At 53.7% G+C, this 16,331-nt stretch carries 14 protein-coding genes; 7 read left to right on the forward strand and 7 right to left on the reverse strand.

Annotation, left to right across the window (positions count from 1 at the left end; translation table 11 throughout):
- Positions 1 to 3: 3 nt before the first annotated feature.
- Positions 4 to 867: a formate/nitrite transporter family protein gene (locus ACFOLF_RS16205; protein ID WP_210045012.1), complete on the forward strand. Its 864-nt coding sequence runs from the start codon at positions 4 to 6 to the stop codon at positions 865 to 867.
- A gap of 215 nt (positions 868 to 1,082) precedes the next feature.
- Here ACFOLF_RS16205 and ACFOLF_RS16210 read toward each other — a convergent pair whose 3' ends face one another.
- Positions 1,083 to 1,868: an SDR family oxidoreductase gene (locus ACFOLF_RS16210; RefSeq protein ID WP_210045013.1), complete on the reverse strand. Its 786-nt coding sequence runs from the start codon at positions 1,866 to 1,868 to the stop codon at positions 1,083 to 1,085.
- A 740-nt stretch (positions 1,869 to 2,608) separates the two neighbouring features.
- Here ACFOLF_RS16210 and hflX point away from each other — a divergent pair.
- From hflX to ACFOLF_RS16225, 3 genes are all read left to right on the forward strand, one after another.
- Positions 2,609 to 3,877: a GTPase HflX gene (gene hflX, locus ACFOLF_RS16215; RefSeq protein ID WP_210045014.1), complete on the forward strand. Its 1,269-nt coding sequence runs from the start codon at positions 2,609 to 2,611 to the stop codon at positions 3,875 to 3,877.
- Positions 3,878 to 4,541: 664 nt separating this feature from the next.
- Entirely contained in the window at positions 4,542 to 5,378 is an 837-nt protein-coding gene (gene erm / locus ACFOLF_RS16220) for a 23S ribosomal RNA methyltransferase Erm (RefSeq protein ID WP_210045015.1), read from the forward strand.
- Between the two features lie 136 nt (positions 5,379 to 5,514).
- The gene (locus ACFOLF_RS16225; protein ID WP_210045016.1) at positions 5,515 to 6,435 is read left to right on the forward strand and encodes an aldo/keto reductase; all 921 of its coding nucleotides are present in this window, start codon (positions 5,515 to 5,517) and stop codon (positions 6,433 to 6,435) included.
- 338 nt (positions 6,436 to 6,773) lie between these two features.
- On the opposite strand, the gene ACFOLF_RS16230 is transcribed toward ACFOLF_RS16225, so the two are convergent.
- A complete protein-coding gene (locus ACFOLF_RS16230; protein ID WP_210045017.1) occupies positions 6,774 to 7,796 on the reverse strand; it encodes a LacI family DNA-binding transcriptional regulator in 1,023 nt (340 codons plus the stop codon).
- A gap of 134 nt (positions 7,797 to 7,930) precedes the next feature.
- On the opposite strand from ACFOLF_RS16230, the gene ACFOLF_RS16235 reads away from it, so the two are divergent.
- Genes ACFOLF_RS16235 through ACFOLF_RS16245 form a run of 3 tightly spaced genes read left to right on the forward strand, consistent with a single transcriptional unit; the run spans position 7,931 to position 11,952 of the window.
- Positions 7,931 to 9,718, forward strand: coding sequence for an L-fucose isomerase (locus tag ACFOLF_RS16235; protein WP_379113769.1), 1,788 nt, complete (start codon positions 7,931 to 7,933; stop codon positions 9,716 to 9,718).
- A 22-nt stretch (positions 9,719 to 9,740) separates the two neighbouring features.
- Positions 9,741 to 10,400 carry a class II aldolase/adducin family protein gene (locus tag ACFOLF_RS16240; protein WP_210045018.1) on the forward strand — a complete coding sequence of 220 codons (660 nt, stop codon included), beginning with the start codon at positions 9,741 to 9,743 and terminating at the stop codon, positions 10,398 to 10,400.
- Positions 10,401 to 10,443: 43 nt separating this feature from the next.
- On the forward strand, positions 10,444 to 11,952 hold the full coding sequence (locus tag ACFOLF_RS16245; protein WP_210045019.1) for a rhamnulokinase: 1,509 nt from the start codon (positions 10,444 to 10,446) through the stop codon (positions 11,950 to 11,952).
- 293 nt (positions 11,953 to 12,245) lie between these two features.
- Here ACFOLF_RS16245 and ACFOLF_RS16250 read toward each other — a convergent pair whose 3' ends face one another.
- The 5 genes from ACFOLF_RS16250 to ACFOLF_RS16270 all read right to left on the reverse strand — a co-directional run bounded on the left by ACFOLF_RS16250 (position 12,246) and on the right by ACFOLF_RS16270 (position 16,233).
- Entirely contained in the window at positions 12,246 to 13,181 is a 936-nt protein-coding gene (locus ACFOLF_RS16250) for a C40 family peptidase (protein WP_210045020.1), read from the reverse strand.
- 110 nt (positions 13,182 to 13,291) lie between these two features.
- Positions 13,292 to 13,633 carry a nitroreductase family protein gene (locus ACFOLF_RS16255; RefSeq protein WP_379113771.1) on the reverse strand — a complete coding sequence of 114 codons (342 nt, stop codon included), beginning with the start codon at positions 13,631 to 13,633 and terminating at the stop codon, positions 13,292 to 13,294.
- Entirely contained in the window at positions 13,560 to 13,790 is a 231-nt protein-coding gene (locus ACFOLF_RS16260) for a nitroreductase family protein (RefSeq protein WP_379113785.1), read from the reverse strand. Before ACFOLF_RS16260 ends, ACFOLF_RS16255 begins: the two co-directional genes overlap by 74 nt.
- Positions 13,791 to 13,908: 118 nt before the next feature.
- Positions 13,909 to 14,961, reverse strand: a complete 1,053-nt coding sequence (locus ACFOLF_RS16265) for an ABC transporter substrate-binding protein (RefSeq protein WP_379113773.1) — start codon at positions 14,959 to 14,961, stop codon at positions 13,909 to 13,911.
- Positions 14,962 to 15,075: 114 nt separating this feature from the next.
- A complete protein-coding gene (locus tag ACFOLF_RS16270; protein WP_210045021.1) occupies positions 15,076 to 16,233 on the reverse strand; it encodes a helix-turn-helix domain-containing protein in 1,158 nt (385 codons plus the stop codon).
- Positions 16,234 to 16,331 lie beyond the last annotated feature (98 nt).

Below are 16,331 nucleotides of genomic sequence, written 5' to 3' on the forward strand. Positions count from 1 at the left end.
GGAATGGCTTACATTAAACCCGCTGAAGTTCTCGAGGCGATGATCGATTCCGGTACAGCCAAAGCAAATTTGACTGTGATGCAAATGCTCATCCGCGGCTTTCTCGGAGGCGCCATACTGGCATTTGCCACGACATTGGCTTATACAGCTACAACTCAAACGTCACTGGGCCTTGTGGGCGCTCTGGTCTTCCCGGTTGGTTTCGTGATTATTGTGCTGCTTGGACTGGAGCTTGTGACAGGCAGCTTCGCGCTCATTCCGCTATCCGTTATCGAGCGCAGGACAACCTTCCCCCGTATGCTGGCCAACTACGGCTGGGTCATCGCCGGCCATCTGATCGGGTGCGCCGTGTATGCCGCTTTGTATGGCATGTCGGCCACCAGGATGGGGACGGATATGGACAATCCACTTGTCCAGCTGCTCATTAAAACGAGTGAAGCCAAGACGCTCGGCTATAAAAGCATGGGTGCTCAAGGCATGATTCTGGTGGCGGTAAAGGCGGTCCTCTGCAACTGGATGGTGACGCTCGGCGTAGTGATGGCCATGACCTCCAAGTCCACCATCGGCAAAATCGCGGCCATGTGGCTGCCTGTATTGACCTTCTTCGCGCAGGGCTTTGAGCATGCGGTGGTCAATATGTTCGTCATCCCCGCAGGGATGATGCTGGGCGCCCATGTAAGCATGGCGGATTGGTGGCTATGGAACCAGATCCCGGTGCTGGTCGGCAATCTTGCGGGCGGCGTGCTGTTCACCGGCGTACTGTTTTATCTGTCGCAAAAGCCCTTCAAGCGTCCTTCGTATTCGCCCGTATCAGCCGTCAAGCCCGAAGCGGCGGCTCAAATATCCGCCGAGAGAAGCGGCGTATAGCCGGCGTTGGGTGAAGCCGGGTTTTCCAGACCCTATCTATAAGAAGTGTTCACGCTCTAAAACAACAAAGTACTGAATTCCAGGCATCATCCCGGGAATTTCAGCCCCTCATTATACGCATCATTGCATTATGAAAAAGCACCTTCGTCTCCACGCATGAATAGTGGCACGAAATGTGCTTTTCTTCTGTTTATTTGGAGTCGGCTCAATAAGCCTTAAATGCCCTTGACCGAACCGCCATCAATCAACAGGGAAACACCCGTCGTATACGAGGAAGCGGCGGAAGCAAGAAAAGCGACCGTCCGGCCGAACTCCTCCACCTGGCCATCCCTTCCCAGAGGGATGCCTTTATGCGCTTCCTCCGCAACCTGATCGACCGTCTTCCCCGTCTTCTTCGCCTTGTCTTCATCCAGCTCTTTGATCCGATCGGTTGCGATCCTGCCGGGCGACACGGTGTTGACCAGAATATTGTAGGGAGCAAGCTCCAGAGACAAGGTTTTGGCGAGTCCGACAATGCCTGTTCTGAATGTATTGGATAATAGCAGTCCCGGGATCGGCTGTTTGACCGAGGATGAGGCCAGATTGATGATTCTGCCGCTTTTCTGTTCCTTCATATAAGGGAGAACCTCACGGATAAAACGGATGTAGCTGAGCAAATTCAATTCAAACGAGTTGTACCACTGCTCATCGGTCAGCGACTCCACACTGCCCGGAGGCGGCCCTCCTGCATTGTTAATCAGGATATCGATCCTGCCGAATCTTTGAACGGCAGCTTCAACGGTACGGGTAATATCCTCGCTTTTGGTAATATCGCATACGAGATACTCCACCTCTCCTGCGAGTCCCGCCATTTCCTGCTTGGCCTTCTGCAACTCTGCCTCCTTGCGCCCGGTGATCATGACATGCGCCCCTTCACGCGCAAGCTCCACCGCACAAGCTTTTCCCAGCCCTTTGCTGGATGCCGCGACGAGAGCGACTTTGCCGTTTAATCCTAGATCCATCCTGATACGCCTCCTTTGAATACTACTTATGCCAATATGACTCCCTACATTATAGCCCTATCCGCCTCCACAAATCATTAATACCCGTATTTCGGGCTGGTCCACCATTTGTCAATACTGCATTCTTATGTTAGAATCAACTTACTTAAAATGGAACGGAGGGTTACGTGTGATAGATTTTATCCGGATTTGGTCTTTAGGCGCAGCTGGAATTGAATAGTGCCAAAGGCTCTGCCTGTGTGCAGAGAACTCCGGATAGGTCTGTCTTTTTTCAAGGTAACCCCTATATACGGCACAAGGAAGGATCTGCCCCGTGCCGCCTGCTGCGGCATACGGCTGGCCGCCGTCATACAGCGTTATACCATACGCTGGGATGATGGCAGCCCTTTGCCCGATACATTCAGAAAAGGCTGCTTGCGAGCGTTGGCTTTTTTTGAACATCGGAGAAGCAAAGGCCGGCTGAAGCCGTCTTATCGGCGGCCGGAACCCCTTTCCTTGCGCAACCTTGGAAAAACTTCATAGGTAATGGTTGGCGGCGTGACTGCCATTCGTGGATATAAGACATTTTTTGTTTCCACGATGAGAGGTCCCCCTCTCACCCTACCCGAAGACCAGTAATCCATCAGGCGGGGAGCTTCGTCTCCCTGCGGGCTTACCGGAGTTCTCTTCCAGTTACTGAAAACACAGGCAGCTTTATGCCTGTGTTTTTATTTTGTTTTCAATTTGGAGGATGATGAAAAATGAAACGATACGAACAAGAAGCCGTCATAATCGGCATCCATTTGCAGAACCAGCCGGATTTTGCAGCGGCTATGGAAGAACTGGGCAGCCTCGCTGCCGCATGCGGGATTGAGGTGGTCGGGGAACTGAGCCAGAAGGCCGCCCGCCCGAGCCCCTCCCACTATATGGGAAAGGGCAAGCTGGAGGAGCTGTCCGCTCTGCTTGCCGGGCATGAGAATGCCATCGTCATCTGCAATGATGAGCTGTCGCCCTCCCAGATTCGCAATCTGGAAGCGGCTCTGTCGCGGAGAGTACTCGACCGCACCATGCTCATCCTGGATATTTTCGCGAAACGCGCAAAAACGCGGGAAGCCCAGCTTCAGGTGGAAATCGCCCATCTGCAGTACATGCTTCCGCGCCTCAGCGGAATGCGGGAATCGCTGGGCAGGCAGGGCGGCGGCTCGGGACTCAAAAACAGAGGCTCCGGTGAAACCAAGCTGGAGCTGGACCGCCGGAGCATTGAGGACAGAATTACCGCCCTGCAGCTGGAGCTTGCGAAGCTGGTCGCCCGCCGCAAGACGCAGCGCAAGAAGCGGCAGAAGAACGAGCTTCCTGTCGTCTGTCTGGTCGGTTACACCAATACGGGCAAATCAAGCTTGATGAATGCCCTGCTGGAACGCTACAATCCGCAATCGGATAAACTGGTGCTCGCCCAGAATATGCTGTTTGCTACACTGGAAACGTCCGTAAGGCGCATCGAGCTGCCGGATCACCGGGCTTTCCTGCTGACCGATACGGTAGGCTTCGTCAGCCGCCTTCCCCATCACCTGGTCAAAGCGTTCCGTTCTACGCTGGAGGAAGTGGCCGAAGCGGATCTGCTCATTCATGTGGCGGATTATGCGAATCCTTCCTATCCCGAACAGATTGCCGTTACAGAGGATACATTGAAGGCACTGGGTGCCGATCAAATCCCTGTTATTTACGCCTACAACAAGACCGATTTGACTATTGGAGGCACTCCCTACCCCGATCAAAAGGATGCCGTGTACCTCTCCGTGAAACAAAAAAGCGGGATTGACGAGCTCATTGCGCTTATCCGCGGCCATGTGCTGACGGATTATATTCAATGCGAGGTGCTGATCCCTTTCGATCAAGGTCAGGTCGTTTCCTACTTTAATGAGCATGCCTGGGTTCAATCGACGAGCTATGAGGAAGAGGGAACGCGGCTTAAGCTGGAATGCACAACGGCGGACTTTGAGAAATATGGCAGTCCTTTCTTATCCCGATAGCAGGCCGCTTTGGAAGAATCGGCATGCCTGCACCCTGATCAATGAAACCAGAAGAACGGAGGGTTACGTGTGGTAGATCAATACTTTCGAGTTCGAACCTTGCGCGGCTAATTGAATATGCCAAAGGCTCTGCCTGTGTGCAGAGGACTCGAAAGTGGTCTGCCCTATTTTCAGGTTCTGGGGAAGAAGCATGTCCAGCCGCCATGGGCGGCGGTTGATGTTTCTTTCCCGGTACGATTAGAGGGAAGGAACCTGTACGCCCTAATAAGGCGGTACAGTGCGCCTTATTAACGATACGAGCATTGACACGGAAACGATAAACTTATCGGATTTATGAATTTCATTTTTATAAATCTCTGTATTTCTGAGGGAAGAAGCTGCCCTGATGCCGTCCTCTGGCGGCTGCAGCAAGCTCTTTACTCGAATTTTAGGGAAATTTATAAGAAGTGGAATATAGTTAATTCTATAAGGCTCGGAAAGCTGGCATGACCCGCCTTCTTCCCGGCATCATCTTATCCGTTCTCCTCGTAAAAGACCAGAATACGGCAGGCCAGGCGCTGATAGCCTTGCGCTTATTCTGCCGTCATATGACCTTTCGTTTACCGAGAACACAGGCAGCAGTCAGCCTGTGTTTTTTATTTTATACGGTAACGGAGGATGACAAATGAGCAGACGAACCGAAAGACATCCCGGAGTACTGCGGAAGAAGGCAGTCCCCAAGGCTCACGGGCAGCATTTTCTGCAGGACAAACGGGTAATTGGGGAAATGATCGCAGTGGCGAAGATAGGGGCCGGCGATACAGTGGTGGATATCGGAGCCGGAGCCGGAGCCATCACGATACAGCTGGCGGAGCAAGCCCGCAGAATTCTGGCGGTTGAGAATGACCCCCGGCTTGCACAGATCCTCCGCAGAAGATTACAGAATCACATTCATATAACGGTCATTGAGAAGGACTTCCTGCAAATACGGCTTCCGCGGGAGCCTTATCAGGTTGTGGCGAATATCCCCTTTTTTCTCACGACCCCCATATTGAAGCTGCTGCTTGATCCGCAGAGCAGCTCCCTGCAAAGAGCCGTGCTTATTATGGATAAAGGGGCAGCCAAGGGATTAACGGCGCAGACGATCCGCCATCCGCGGGTTCTGACCTGGAGAATGTGGTATAAGATGGAGCTTGTGGGGATCGTGCCCAGAAGTTTTTTCTCGCCGCCGCCAAGCGTAGACTCGGTCATCTTCAGCATTCGGCGGAAACCGGAGCCGTGTCTTCACCACCAGCATTGCGGCCGGTTTGCGGCGCTTGCGGAATATGGGCTTAAGCATCCGGAGCGGTCCATTTACGATGCGCTGACCGGCATCTTCACGCCGCCGCAGCTGAAGCATCTGGCCGCGAGACTCGGCGTTGACCGCGGCATGCCGGTATGCCGGTTGAACGAGCGGCAGTGGGCGATCGTATACGATACGATGGTGAAGCATGTGCAGCGGTTTCGCTGGCCCGGAAGATAGGGTAAAACATTGTGACCTGCTTAGTGTCTTGCCTATTCTCTTTCCAAAGTCTAGAATAACTGTAGGCAGTCCAGCTGTATGTTTTGTTCGATTACAGAGCCGTTCTTTCATGATTATGCAGGAGGAGATGCACACGATGAAATACAGAAGACTGGGCAAGACAGATTTGCGCGTATCGGTAGTTGGCGTGGGCACATGGCAGTTCGGAGGCGAATGGGGCCGTAACTATGACCAGAATGAAGCTAACTCCATTCTCGACAAAGCAGGCGAGGTCGGAATCAATCTGATCGATACCGCTGAATGCTACGGCGACCATACGTCGGAGCGGTTCATCGGTCAATATTTGGCTGATCACCGGCGGGAGGACTGGATTGTCGCGACAAAATTCGGACATCATTTCAACCGAAATTTCGACCGCGATGACAAATGGTCCGTCGGCGATGTGCTGAAACAGCTGGAGGAGTCGCTGCGGTCGCTGCAAACCGACTATATCGACCTGTATCAATTCCATTCCGGACCGGATGACAAGTTCGATAACGACGAGCTTTGGACGACCTTGGACAAGCAGGTGCAGGCAGGCAAAATCCGCCATCTTGGCATTTCTATAGGCAGCAATAAAAACATTCATCAAACCTCCCGGGCAACCGGGGTCGGATCAAGCGCCATTCAGGTTGTTTATAACCGTCTGGACCGCGCGCCGGAGGAAGAAGTATTCCCTTCCTGCATCCAGCAGGATCTCGGCGTATTGGCCCGCGTCCCGCTCGCAAGCGGCTACCTGAGCGGCAAATACAAGCCGGGGGCCTCGTTTGCAGACAATGACGTGCGTAATCGGCATGATGTCGAGAATCGCGAGCGTCTGCTCCGCGAAGTGGAGGAAATCCGCAAGAATGAGGTTCCCGCCCATGTGAATATGGCATCCTGGGCTCTGGCCTGGTGCCTGGAAAATCCCGCGGTGACGACGGTTATTCCCGGCTGCAAGGATGCTGATCAGGTCATCGCCAATGCGGCTGCCGTTGACTATGTATCGGATGATCACCCGCAGGCCTGGAAAGCGTAGCTCAATTTAACCTTTCCTAAATTTTGAACAAAGGACCGTCCCTTAAGCCATAAAAATGGTCAAGGGACGGTCTCTTTTTGTAGTTGCAGCATTCAAGTTGTCGGATATCTTCTCCAGCTGCCAGGTACTTCAGAAAACTGATGGATTAACCATTAAAAATGCAATGCTGGATGCGATCATAGAATTATCCTGGCCGGTACCCGAGAATACTTTTATGAGCAGTTGAAACGATATATGAAATAGAGAAGGAGCTGCCTAGGGCTGCTCCTTTATAGCTTTGAATTCTCCTCATGAACGTTGGTTATTACAGCCGCCCGGATACTAACTGCAAAACCTCTCTAAGTACTTGCATCCAGCTTCGCGACGGACTTCCTGGAAATCAGCTCGACCGGCAGATTGATTCTGCGGAAAGGACGGTTCTCTTCCTTCTTCTCGATGCGCTCGATCAGCAGCTGGGTCCCGAGATACCCGAATTCATAGGCTTGCTGGGCAACCACAGTCAGGAACGGGGAGATCTGCCAGAAAGGCCCGAGATCGTCGAAGCAGGCGACTGAAATATCCTCCGGCACCCGCAGGCCGCTTTCCTGAATCGCCCGGATCGCTTCGACGGCAAGCACGTTATTGCCTGCCATAATGGCTGTGGGACGCGGAGTCAAGCTGTCGAGCCAATCCATTATCCCCGACAGATCCGTCCGGGAGCCGTAGCCGAAGGCCAGATGATAGTTTTCGTGCAAGGGAAGATCATTCAGCTTATGAGCCTCGATGTAGCCTTGATGCCGCAGGCGCGCGCTGGATATGCTGGGAGAGCCGTTAATAAGCGCGATGTGCCGGTGCCCGTTCTCGATAAAATGCTCAACAATGCGCCTGGCCCCTTCCCGGCTGTCCCCGATCACCGCATCGCTCTCGATTCCCGGCACTTCCCGGTCCAGCAGGACAAAGGGCACCTTGTGGCGCTGAAGCGTCTCCAGATGAGAGGCAGACTGGTCCCCCGCAGGCGAGAACAAGACCCCGGCGACCCGATTACCAAGAATAATCTCCAGGTACTCGCCCTCTTTCTCAATATTCTCATCGCTGTTTCCAAAAGAAAGGCGGTACCCCTTCTCCTTGGCGGCATCCTCCGCTCCTCTGGACAGCGTCGTATAGAACGGATTATTGATGTCCGTAATCAGCAGGAACAGCTGCCGCGTCTGCTGGAGCACAAGACCCCTCGCCATCTGATTCGGCACATAATTGAGCTCTTCCATCACCCGCTTGATCCGGGCTTTCGTCTTCTGGCTGATGCTTCCCGTATTGTTAATGACCTTGGAAACGGTCATGGCCGAGACATTGGCTTTCCTGGCTATATCATATATGGTCGTCAAGCTTCTTTACTCCTTCTTAACGTTTGTCTATTTTTATCATAACGAAGAAAAGGGTTGACAGCAAGTAAGCTTGTTGCTAATTTAAGGTTATCGGTAACCTTAACGATTTTATTCAGGAGAGGAATGGTTTAATCATGACTTTGGATCACAGATGGAAAGATGGATTCCCTAAAATAGGCATTCGCCCGACGATCGACGGAAGACGCAGAGGGGTTCGCGAATCCCTTGAGGATCAAACGATGAATTTAGCGAAAACGGTTGCAGAGCTGCTCTCGTCCGAGCTCCGTTATCCGAACGGCGAGCCGGTTGAATGTGTCATTGCCGATACCTGCATCGGTGGCGTAGCAGAAGCGGCTGCAGCTGCGGATAATTTCAAAAAGGCCGGTGTAGGGTTATCGATAACCGTTACACCATGCTGGTGTTATGGCACCGAAACGATGGATACGGACCCTTCGCTGCCCAAAGCGGTATGGGGCTTCAACGGAACGGGACGTCCGGGAGCCGTCTATCTGGCAGCTGTATTGTCCGCCCATGCGCAGAAGGGCCTCCCCGCTTTCGGCATTTACGGGAAAGACGTTCAGGACGAAGGCGATTCGGTCATTCCGGAAGACGTGAAGGAAAAATTGATTCGTTTTGCCAAAGCGGGACTTACCGTCGCGAATATCCGCGGAAAATCCTATCTGTCCATGGGCTCGGTATCGATGGGCATCGCTGGCTCCATTGTGGATGACCGTTTCTTCCAGGAATACCTTGGCATGAGAAACGAATATATTGACATGACGGAATTCGTGCGCCGCATCAATGAAGAGATCTATGATAAAGAGGAATTTGCGAAAGCGCTTGCCTGGACCAAAGAGAACTGTATTGAAGGCCCGGACAACAACCCTGAGGCCATCCGCACCTCGCGCGAGCAGAAGGATCAGGACTGGGAAACGGTCGTCAAAATGACGATTATCGCAAGAGACCTGATGATCGGCAATCCGAAGCTTGCAGAGCTTGGCTTTGGCGAGGAAGCCAATGGACATAATGCCCTTGTCTCCGGATTCCAGGGCCAGCGTCAATGGACCGACCATTTCCCTAACGGCGACTTCCTGGAAGCGATCCTGAACAGCTCCTTCGACTGGAACGGCATCCGCTCGCCATTTATGGTCGCTACGGAGAACGACAGCCTGAACGGCGTCAATATGCTGTTTGGCTATCTGCTGACCAATACGGCGCAAATTTTTGCGGATGTCCGCACCTATTGGAGTCCGGACGCCGTCAAACGCGTAACCGGCCATGCTCTGGATGGCAAAGCCGCTGGCGGTCTGCTTCACCTGATCAACTCAGGTTCTGCTACGCTTGATGGAACCGGGGAGCAGCAGCGGGACGGCCAGCCTGTCATGAAGCCGCACTGGGAAATCAGCGAAGAAGAAGCGCAGAAGTGTCTGGACGCTACATCCTGGCGGCCGGCGTCGGTTGAATATTTCCGCGGAGGCGGGTATTCCAGCGACTTCCTGACGCGCGGCGGCATGCCGATGACGATGTCGCGGCTTAATCTGGTCAAGGGCCTCGGACCTGTACTGCAAATCGCGGAAGGCTATTCCGTCGATCTGCCTGAAGATGTTCACAAAACGTTGGATGACCGTACAGACCCGACCTGGCCGACCACCTGGTTTGCGCCGAATCTGACCGGCGAGGGCGCGTTCACCAGCGTCTATTCCGTAATGGATCATTGGGGAGCGAACCATGGATCGATCTCGTACGGCCACATCGGCGCCGACCTGCTGACGCTTGCTTCGATGCTGCGCATCCCGGTCAGCATGCACAATGTATCGGGGGATCAGATTTTCCGTCCTCGTACATGGGGCATGTTCGGCACCGAAAGTGTGGAAAGCGCCGATTTCAGAGCGTGTGCAACTTTTGGACCGCTTTATAAATAAGCACGGATAGGGGATTTACGACATGCAAAACATGGAAACACGCAATGAGCTTTGCAAATATGCCGTGAAAACGGTTGTGAACGGACTGGTTGTGGGACCGGGCGGAAATATCAGCGCGCGCGCCGGGGACAAGATGTATTTGTCCCCGAGCGGCTTCGCCATTGAGGAAATCACGCCGGAGCAGTGGGTTGAGGTTGATATTCCGACAGGAGAGATTACAGACAATGGACTTCGTCCGTCCTCCGAGGTGCTGATGCATCTGTTCTGTTACCGCAAGAATCCGGCCATCGGCGCTATTGTGCACACACATCCTTCTTCCTGCATCGCCTTCACCCTGGTGGAGACCGAGCTGCCGATCATGTTCCCCGACCAGGCGGCGCTTGTCGGCAAAACCGCATATGTTCCTTATGTCCTGCCGACAACGGATCTGCTCGCTGTTGCCGTTGCCGATAAGGTGAACGAGGCCAGCTCCATTCTGCTCGGCAATCATGGACTGGTCACAACCGGACGCAATCTGCGGGAGGCTTACTACCGGACGCAGGTCGTCGACGAAAGCGCCAAAATTTACATGAGCGCAAGAGCCGTCGGTCCTCTGAAAGTATTGACGGATGAAGAATTCAAGGAAATTGCCTCGCTTGAGAGCGAGGACTACCGCATCAAGCTGCTTCAGCAGATGAAATAAGCATGAATCGGTCAGTTACTCTTGAAGAAGGCGGTGACCTTGTATGAAGAAGCCCCCTGCGGCGTTGGCCTTTGATCTGGGTGCGAGCAGCGGCAGAGCGCTTGTCGGCGAGCTGGTCACCGGGGAGAACGGCCTCCAGCAGCTGCGGATTACGGAGATCCACCGGTTCGTCAATGAACCGGTGGAGGTTGGCCCCCATCTGCACTGGGATATTTTAATGCTCCTGAAGGAGCTCAAAACCGGCATACTCAAAGCCCGCCAGCAGGGCTTTGAGCCGGCAAGCTTCGGAATCGACACATGGGGTGTGGACTTTGGCCTGCTGGACCGCAATGGAGAGCTGCTGGCCAACCCATACCATTACCGCGATCCGCACACGACCGGACTGATTGAGGAAGTATGCGGATTGATCGGGGAAGATAAGCTGTTCCGCAAGAGCGGGCTGCAGCTGATGCCTTTCAATACGATTTACCAGCTGTACGCGATGAAGAAGGCAGGGTCTGTCGCTCTGGAGCATGCAGAGACGCTGCTGCTGACGCCGGATCTGCTGAACTATTTTCTGACCGGACAGAAGGCCTGCGAGTTCACCATGGCCACGACAACCCAGCTGTTCCGGCCGGCTGAACGTGCGTGGAATACGCCGCTGATGGAGCGTCTGGGCATCCCGTCGGACCTGTTTCTGGACCCTGTTCACCCGGGTACGGAGATTGGCCGTTTGACGGATGCGATCTGCGAGGAGCTTGGCGTTCCATCCATGCGGGCGATTACGGTCGGCTCGCATGATACGGAATCCGCCGCGGCGGCTGTTCCGTCCGATTCGGCGTCATTTGCATATCTGATCTGCGGGACGTGGTCCCTGCTTGGCACGGAGCTTCCGGACGCCCTGCTCACGCCTGAGGTCAGGGAGCTGGAATTTTCCAACGAAGGCGGAGTCGGCCATACGTTTCAGCTGCTCAAAAACATTATGGGCCTGTGGATTCTGCAGGAATGCAGGCGCAAATGGATCAAAACAGGCTCGGATATCTCATTCGCGGAGCTGACGAAGGAAGCCGGGAATGCCGAGGCTTTTCGCAGCCTGATCAATCCCGATGATCTTCGCTTCATGAATCCGAAGGACATGGAGCTGGAAATCCACCGTTTCTGTCAGGAAACGGATCAGCCTGTCCCCCGGGACAAGGGCGAGACGGCGCGCTGTATTCTCGAGAGCCTTGCTTTGCGGTATCACATCGTGCTGGAGCAATGCGAGCGGCTGACCGGCAGGCATTTCTCCGGGCTGCACATGGTTGGCGGCGGCATTCAGAATGAGCTGCTTTGCCAGCTGACTGCCAATGCCATCGGCCGCCCGGTATGGGCAGGTCCGGTCGAAGCCAGCGCCATCGGCAATCTGCTCGTTCAGTTCCAGGCTGGCGGCGAAATCGGGAGCATTGAAGAAGGCAAGGAACTGGTCAAACGATCCTTTCCGCTTCAATCTTACGAGCCGGCCGAGGCCGATAAATGGCAGGAAGCGATCGCAAGATACAACGGACTGGTGAACAAACCGAATGAAATTGCGTAACAATAACGTCCGAACGGCGTTTTTTCTCTGCGCGTGTACGGTCAACCGGAAAGCCTGCGGCTCGATTACGTCCAGATCAGAACACCGACAGACCTTCCATGAATAAGGCTGTCCGCAAACAATAAGAAGCCAGCCGGCCGAGAACGTCCACAACATGCAAAGACGCCTCCATAACCACTGTACAGGTGGAGATGGAGGCGTCATTTTTGTAAGCAAATCCACATCAGAAGCCCGGCAATTACTCTTAAGCCCTCTTCTCATTTCAACACTGACTTCATTTCCCGTTCGCCGCGCTACCCGCTGACACGTTTGGCAAATAAAAAACGTTCCTTCCACGAATTATCGAACTCCGATATCGTCACCCCAGGGTCGCCATAGCTCTGGATAATCCGGTTGCCGCCCATATAAATGCCCACATGTCCTACGATACGGTTCGTGTCGAACCGCCCGGGCGTATAGAAGAACATCAAATCCCCCTGCTGCAGCTGACTGGCCGGCACGGTCTGCCCAATCTCCGACTGCTCCTTTGCCGTTCTTGGCAAATCAATGCCAAAATGGCCGTATACATACTGGACGAAGGAAGAGCAATCGAATTTATGGGTTTCGCTGTAGCTGCTGGAGCCAAAATCGTAAGGCGTGCCCATATATTTTTTGGCATATTCAATTAAATCGCTTTTATTGACCGATACGGAGAAGCTCTTGATCTGCTCCCGCCGCGGGGCAACCTGCTTGAGTGGAATTCGGGTGCGGTCGTCAATGGGTGTGATGATGATCTGCGATCCCTTTTCATTCCAATTCACCGGAGTTTCCAGCAATGATGATAACGCATCTGTCGTGACATACGGCTTGCCATTGAATAATTTGGGAGCCTGCGGCAGCGTTATGATGTTGTCTCCGGAGAAAGCTTGTTTGTCATTCACCTTCAGCCAATAGGCAGCATCCGTATTCCCCAGCGCCAGACGGCCGCCCAGTTTATGCACGTCAAGACTCATGGACGCTGCGCTTTCCTTCAAGGGGATCCAGACCAGCCCACCGGTTTCTCTGTATACAGGAACATGCGTGAAGGTGGAATGATTCGCCACCCGCAGATTGGCTGCCCGGACGGTCAGCCCCGGCGCACTGGCGGTATCCATCCCCAGATGCTCTTTGGCGCAGCCTGTCCCCCACGCGATCAGGATTGTCATGCTGACAGCCAGGGCGGCCCGGTATGACGTTTGTTTGCGAAGCATGCGAGAGATACCACCTTTTCCATTATTTATGGATTAGGTTCTTCTGCATGGGTGGAAATTATGCGAATCGGGGCCGGTTGATAGCCGAGTATTTGGGACTTTCATATCCGTCAATCCTGAATAACCGTCAGCAGCTGCTCCAGGGGCGTTCTGGGCTTGGGACGGGGGGTTTTGTCGAAATAACCCAGATGCAGCGTGCCTATGATTCTTTCCTCCGGCATGAGGCCGACCGCTTTATGAAATTGGGGATCCCAATTGTATTCATTCGTTTTCCAGACGACACCGATTTCCCGCTCCCATGCCAGCAGCTGGATGTTCTGGATAAGCGCAGCCGCGGCTGAAAATGCGTCTTCCCAGTATTTTTGCCGGGGATCGGCTTTAATGACGACCAGCAGATGAGCCTGCATCAGATGGCAGTATTGCTTCTTGGCCCATTCTCCGTATTGGTCCACAAACTCCTTCGGAATAGGTCAGCTTCACCGCTTCGGCAAACTTCCTGCGCCCCTCCCCAAGAAAAAGGATAAACCGCCAGGGCTCCTTCCTGGAATGAAAAGGCGCCCAGCCCGCTTCGCGTAAAAGCTCCATCACCACTTCCTTCTCCAGCTTCATGCCATTGAAGTCACGTATGGTTCTCCGCTCACGGATCGTTCTGCTCAGATTATGCAATGTGGTTACCTGCCTTTCCCCGCCGACAAACCCTCCCCGCACCGGAGGAGCTGCCGGCTCCTTAATCGGCCTGCCCCTTGGTTAACATACCGGCAGCTTCTTTCATCGTCTCGCGGATGGTCGTTATATCCGATCCGTAGTACTTGTCCGTATCAATAAAATAGAGCTGTTTATTCTTGACCGCGGGAAGGCTCTTCCAAAGGGCCGACTGCTCTATTTCCTTGAATGCGCCCTGATCGTCGCCTTCCGTACGCACAATAATAAACATATGGTCAGCGGCAAATTCCGGCAGCTTCTCAAGCGATATCTCGACGGCGGAGCCATTCTTGTTTTTCTCGATTTCGGCCAGCACAGCCTCCGGGGACTTGACCTGCAGCCCGCTGTGAAGCATATATCCGGCAAAGTTCCGGTTCAGATAGATGCGCAGCCGCCCCTTTTCAATTCGGAAAACAGAAACAGTCTCATCGCCGATCGCGGCATGAACCTGCTCGCGTGCCGTTTGAGCCTCTTTCTCGTAGCTCTCAATCCACGCCTTCGCCTCCTGCGATTTCCCGACCAGGTCGGCCACCTTGGGAAAAATATCAAAGATGGGATCCTGATCAAAGGAAATATAGAAAATCGGCGCGATTTTGGATAACTGCTCAATCGCCTCCGGGTATATTTCCGGAAAGATGGTCGGTGCGATGATAAGGTCAGGAGCAAGCTCCAGGATCTTCTCAACATTGGGTGGATCGCCGATTGGCTCCACCCCCTCCATCTGGCTTTGTGTGAACACGACTTTGAAATCATTATGTCCCGCCCCCACAGGCTTCACGCCGACCGCCATCAGCTCGCTGGAGAATTCTGAGGCTATGATCCGTTTCGGGGAGACGGGGATCTCCACCTCTCTGCCCAGATCATCCTTGACGATCCTTGTCTCCGGCTCTTCTTTCTCAGCCGGGGCGGCGGGGGGACTTTCTTGCTTGCTTGCGCCTGCATCATCCGTTCCTTGCGATTGCGGTGACTCAGACGGCTTCGGCTTATCCGACCCGCAGGCAGTCAGCAGCACAATCAGCATGACGATGCTGACCCAAGTGAAAATAGTCTTTCCGGTTGTATTTGCAGCTTGTTGCATAACGCCCTCCCAAATGATAATGATAATTAATATCATTTAGTATTGTAGCGCACCCGATCCCTCTAATCCATACACTTGTATTGCGCGGATGATGGATTATTATGACGTCACCCGTTAATGCCCAAGCAGCAGCGCAGCCGCCTCATTCATCTGCATCTGGATCGAGACGGGATCGAACGCCAGCCAGCACCGGACATCCAAATGATAGATATGTCCGCTGCGGGCGGCGGGAAACGCATTCCATGCCGGCGATGAACGTACCTTGTCCCACATCCGCTTCGCACCCGCATCAGGCTGAAGAACGACAAAAACATGGTCGGCCGAATAAAAGCGCAATTCCTCCAGCTCGATCACACTGGAGTGAAAATAAGCGTTGCATTCCATCTGCCACTGGATTTTAGCCGGGGGCTTTAATTGAAGGGAGCGATACAACGGATACCCCATATTCATGACTCCGTACATCTGCAGGAGTCCATCCCGGACTCTAAGGACAGCTACCGTTCCGCCGCAAACAGCAGCAGCAACTTTCTCCCGCAGCAGCGCCGCCTGCTCCTCATAAGCGCTCACCCAATCCAGCGCTTCCTTCTCTTTGCCCAGACATCCGGCAATCAACACAAACTGCTCATGAATCGGGTCCTGATTCATACCGACAACAACGGTGGGCGCCAGGTCAGAGAGCTGCTCCAGGAATTCCTTCCTTGAGGTGAGGATCATATCCGGCTTCAGGGCTGCGATTTGGGCCGTTTCGAAGAATGGCTCATCCGCTCTTCCGACATGCTGTGTCCGGGCAGTCCAATCGGGAAAATAGCCACTGACATCCCGGACATCCGCCCCCACCGGTTCAATTCCAAGAGCCCGGCAATGGCCGTAATAATCCAGTGTAACGATTCGCCGCTGCGGGCTTTTCATATAATCAGAAGGCGCAATGCCGGCCATTTTCTTGAACCTGCGGCTGAAATAATAAGGATCTCCGTAGCCGACCTGCCGGGCAATCTCGCGAATGGACATCGTTGAACGCAACAGCATCTTCTTCGCCTGCTCCATCCGCAGCTCCGTCATATAATCAACCGGGCTTGAGCCAGTATATTTTCTGAACATCCTGGAGTAATGCTCCGGATTCAACCCAACATGAGCAGCCAGCTGCTCCCGGGAGATATTCTCGCCCAGGTGGTCCTGCATATACATAATCGTTCTCTCAATCTTGACCTTGGCCTCCTTCACAACCGGCAGACTGCGCGGATGGAAGCTGGCGCTACCAGGCTTATCGTTCATAGGATCGCCTTCTATTCATTGAGAATTATTATCATTTACATTCAGTATAGTCTACTTCAGTTACAGCTTACAACTGCAGGCTGATGTCTGCTCGCCCT

Source organism: Paenibacillus sepulcri, assembly GCF_042647105.1.
Taxonomy (GTDB): domain Bacteria; phylum Bacillota; class Bacilli; order Paenibacillales; family Paenibacillaceae; genus Paenibacillus_Z; species Paenibacillus_Z sepulcri.

What these genes read in the sequence shown, in the direction of transcription:
- ACFOLF_RS16205 (WP_210045012.1), top strand. Translation starts at nt 4, where the DNA reads ATGGCTTACATTAAACCCGCTGAAGTTCTCGAGGCGATGATCGATTCC.
- ACFOLF_RS16210 (WP_210045013.1), bottom strand. Translation starts at nt 1,868, where the DNA reads ATGGATCTAGGATTAAACGGCAAAGTCGCTCTCGTCGCGGCATCCAGC.
- hflX (WP_210045014.1), top strand. Translation starts at nt 2,609, where the DNA reads ATGAAACGATACGAACAAGAAGCCGTCATAATCGGCATCCATTTGCAG.
- erm (WP_210045015.1), top strand. Translation starts at nt 4,542, where the DNA reads ATGAGCAGACGAACCGAAAGACATCCCGGAGTACTGCGGAAGAAGGCA.
- ACFOLF_RS16225 (WP_210045016.1), top strand. Translation starts at nt 5,515, where the DNA reads ATGAAATACAGAAGACTGGGCAAGACAGATTTGCGCGTATCGGTAGTT.
- ACFOLF_RS16235 (WP_379113769.1), top strand. Translation starts at nt 7,931, where the DNA reads ATGACTTTGGATCACAGATGGAAAGATGGATTCCCTAAAATAGGCATT.
- ACFOLF_RS16240 (WP_210045018.1), top strand. Translation starts at nt 9,741, where the DNA reads ATGCAAAACATGGAAACACGCAATGAGCTTTGCAAATATGCCGTGAAA.
- ACFOLF_RS16245 (WP_210045019.1), top strand. Translation starts at nt 10,444, where the DNA reads ATGAAGAAGCCCCCTGCGGCGTTGGCCTTTGATCTGGGTGCGAGCAGC.
- ACFOLF_RS16250 (WP_210045020.1), bottom strand. Translation starts at nt 13,181, where the DNA reads ATGCTTCGCAAACAAACGTCATACCGGGCCGCCCTGGCTGTCAGCATG.
- ACFOLF_RS16260 (WP_379113785.1), bottom strand. Translation starts at nt 13,790, where the DNA reads ATGAAGCTGGAGAAGGAAGTGGTGATGGAGCTTTTACGCGAAGCGGGC.
- ACFOLF_RS16265 (WP_379113773.1), bottom strand. Translation starts at nt 14,961, where the DNA reads ATGCAACAAGCTGCAAATACAACCGGAAAGACTATTTTCACTTGGGTC.
- ACFOLF_RS16270 (WP_210045021.1), bottom strand. Translation starts at nt 16,233, where the DNA reads ATGAACGATAAGCCTGGTAGCGCCAGCTTCCATCCGCGCAGTCTGCCG.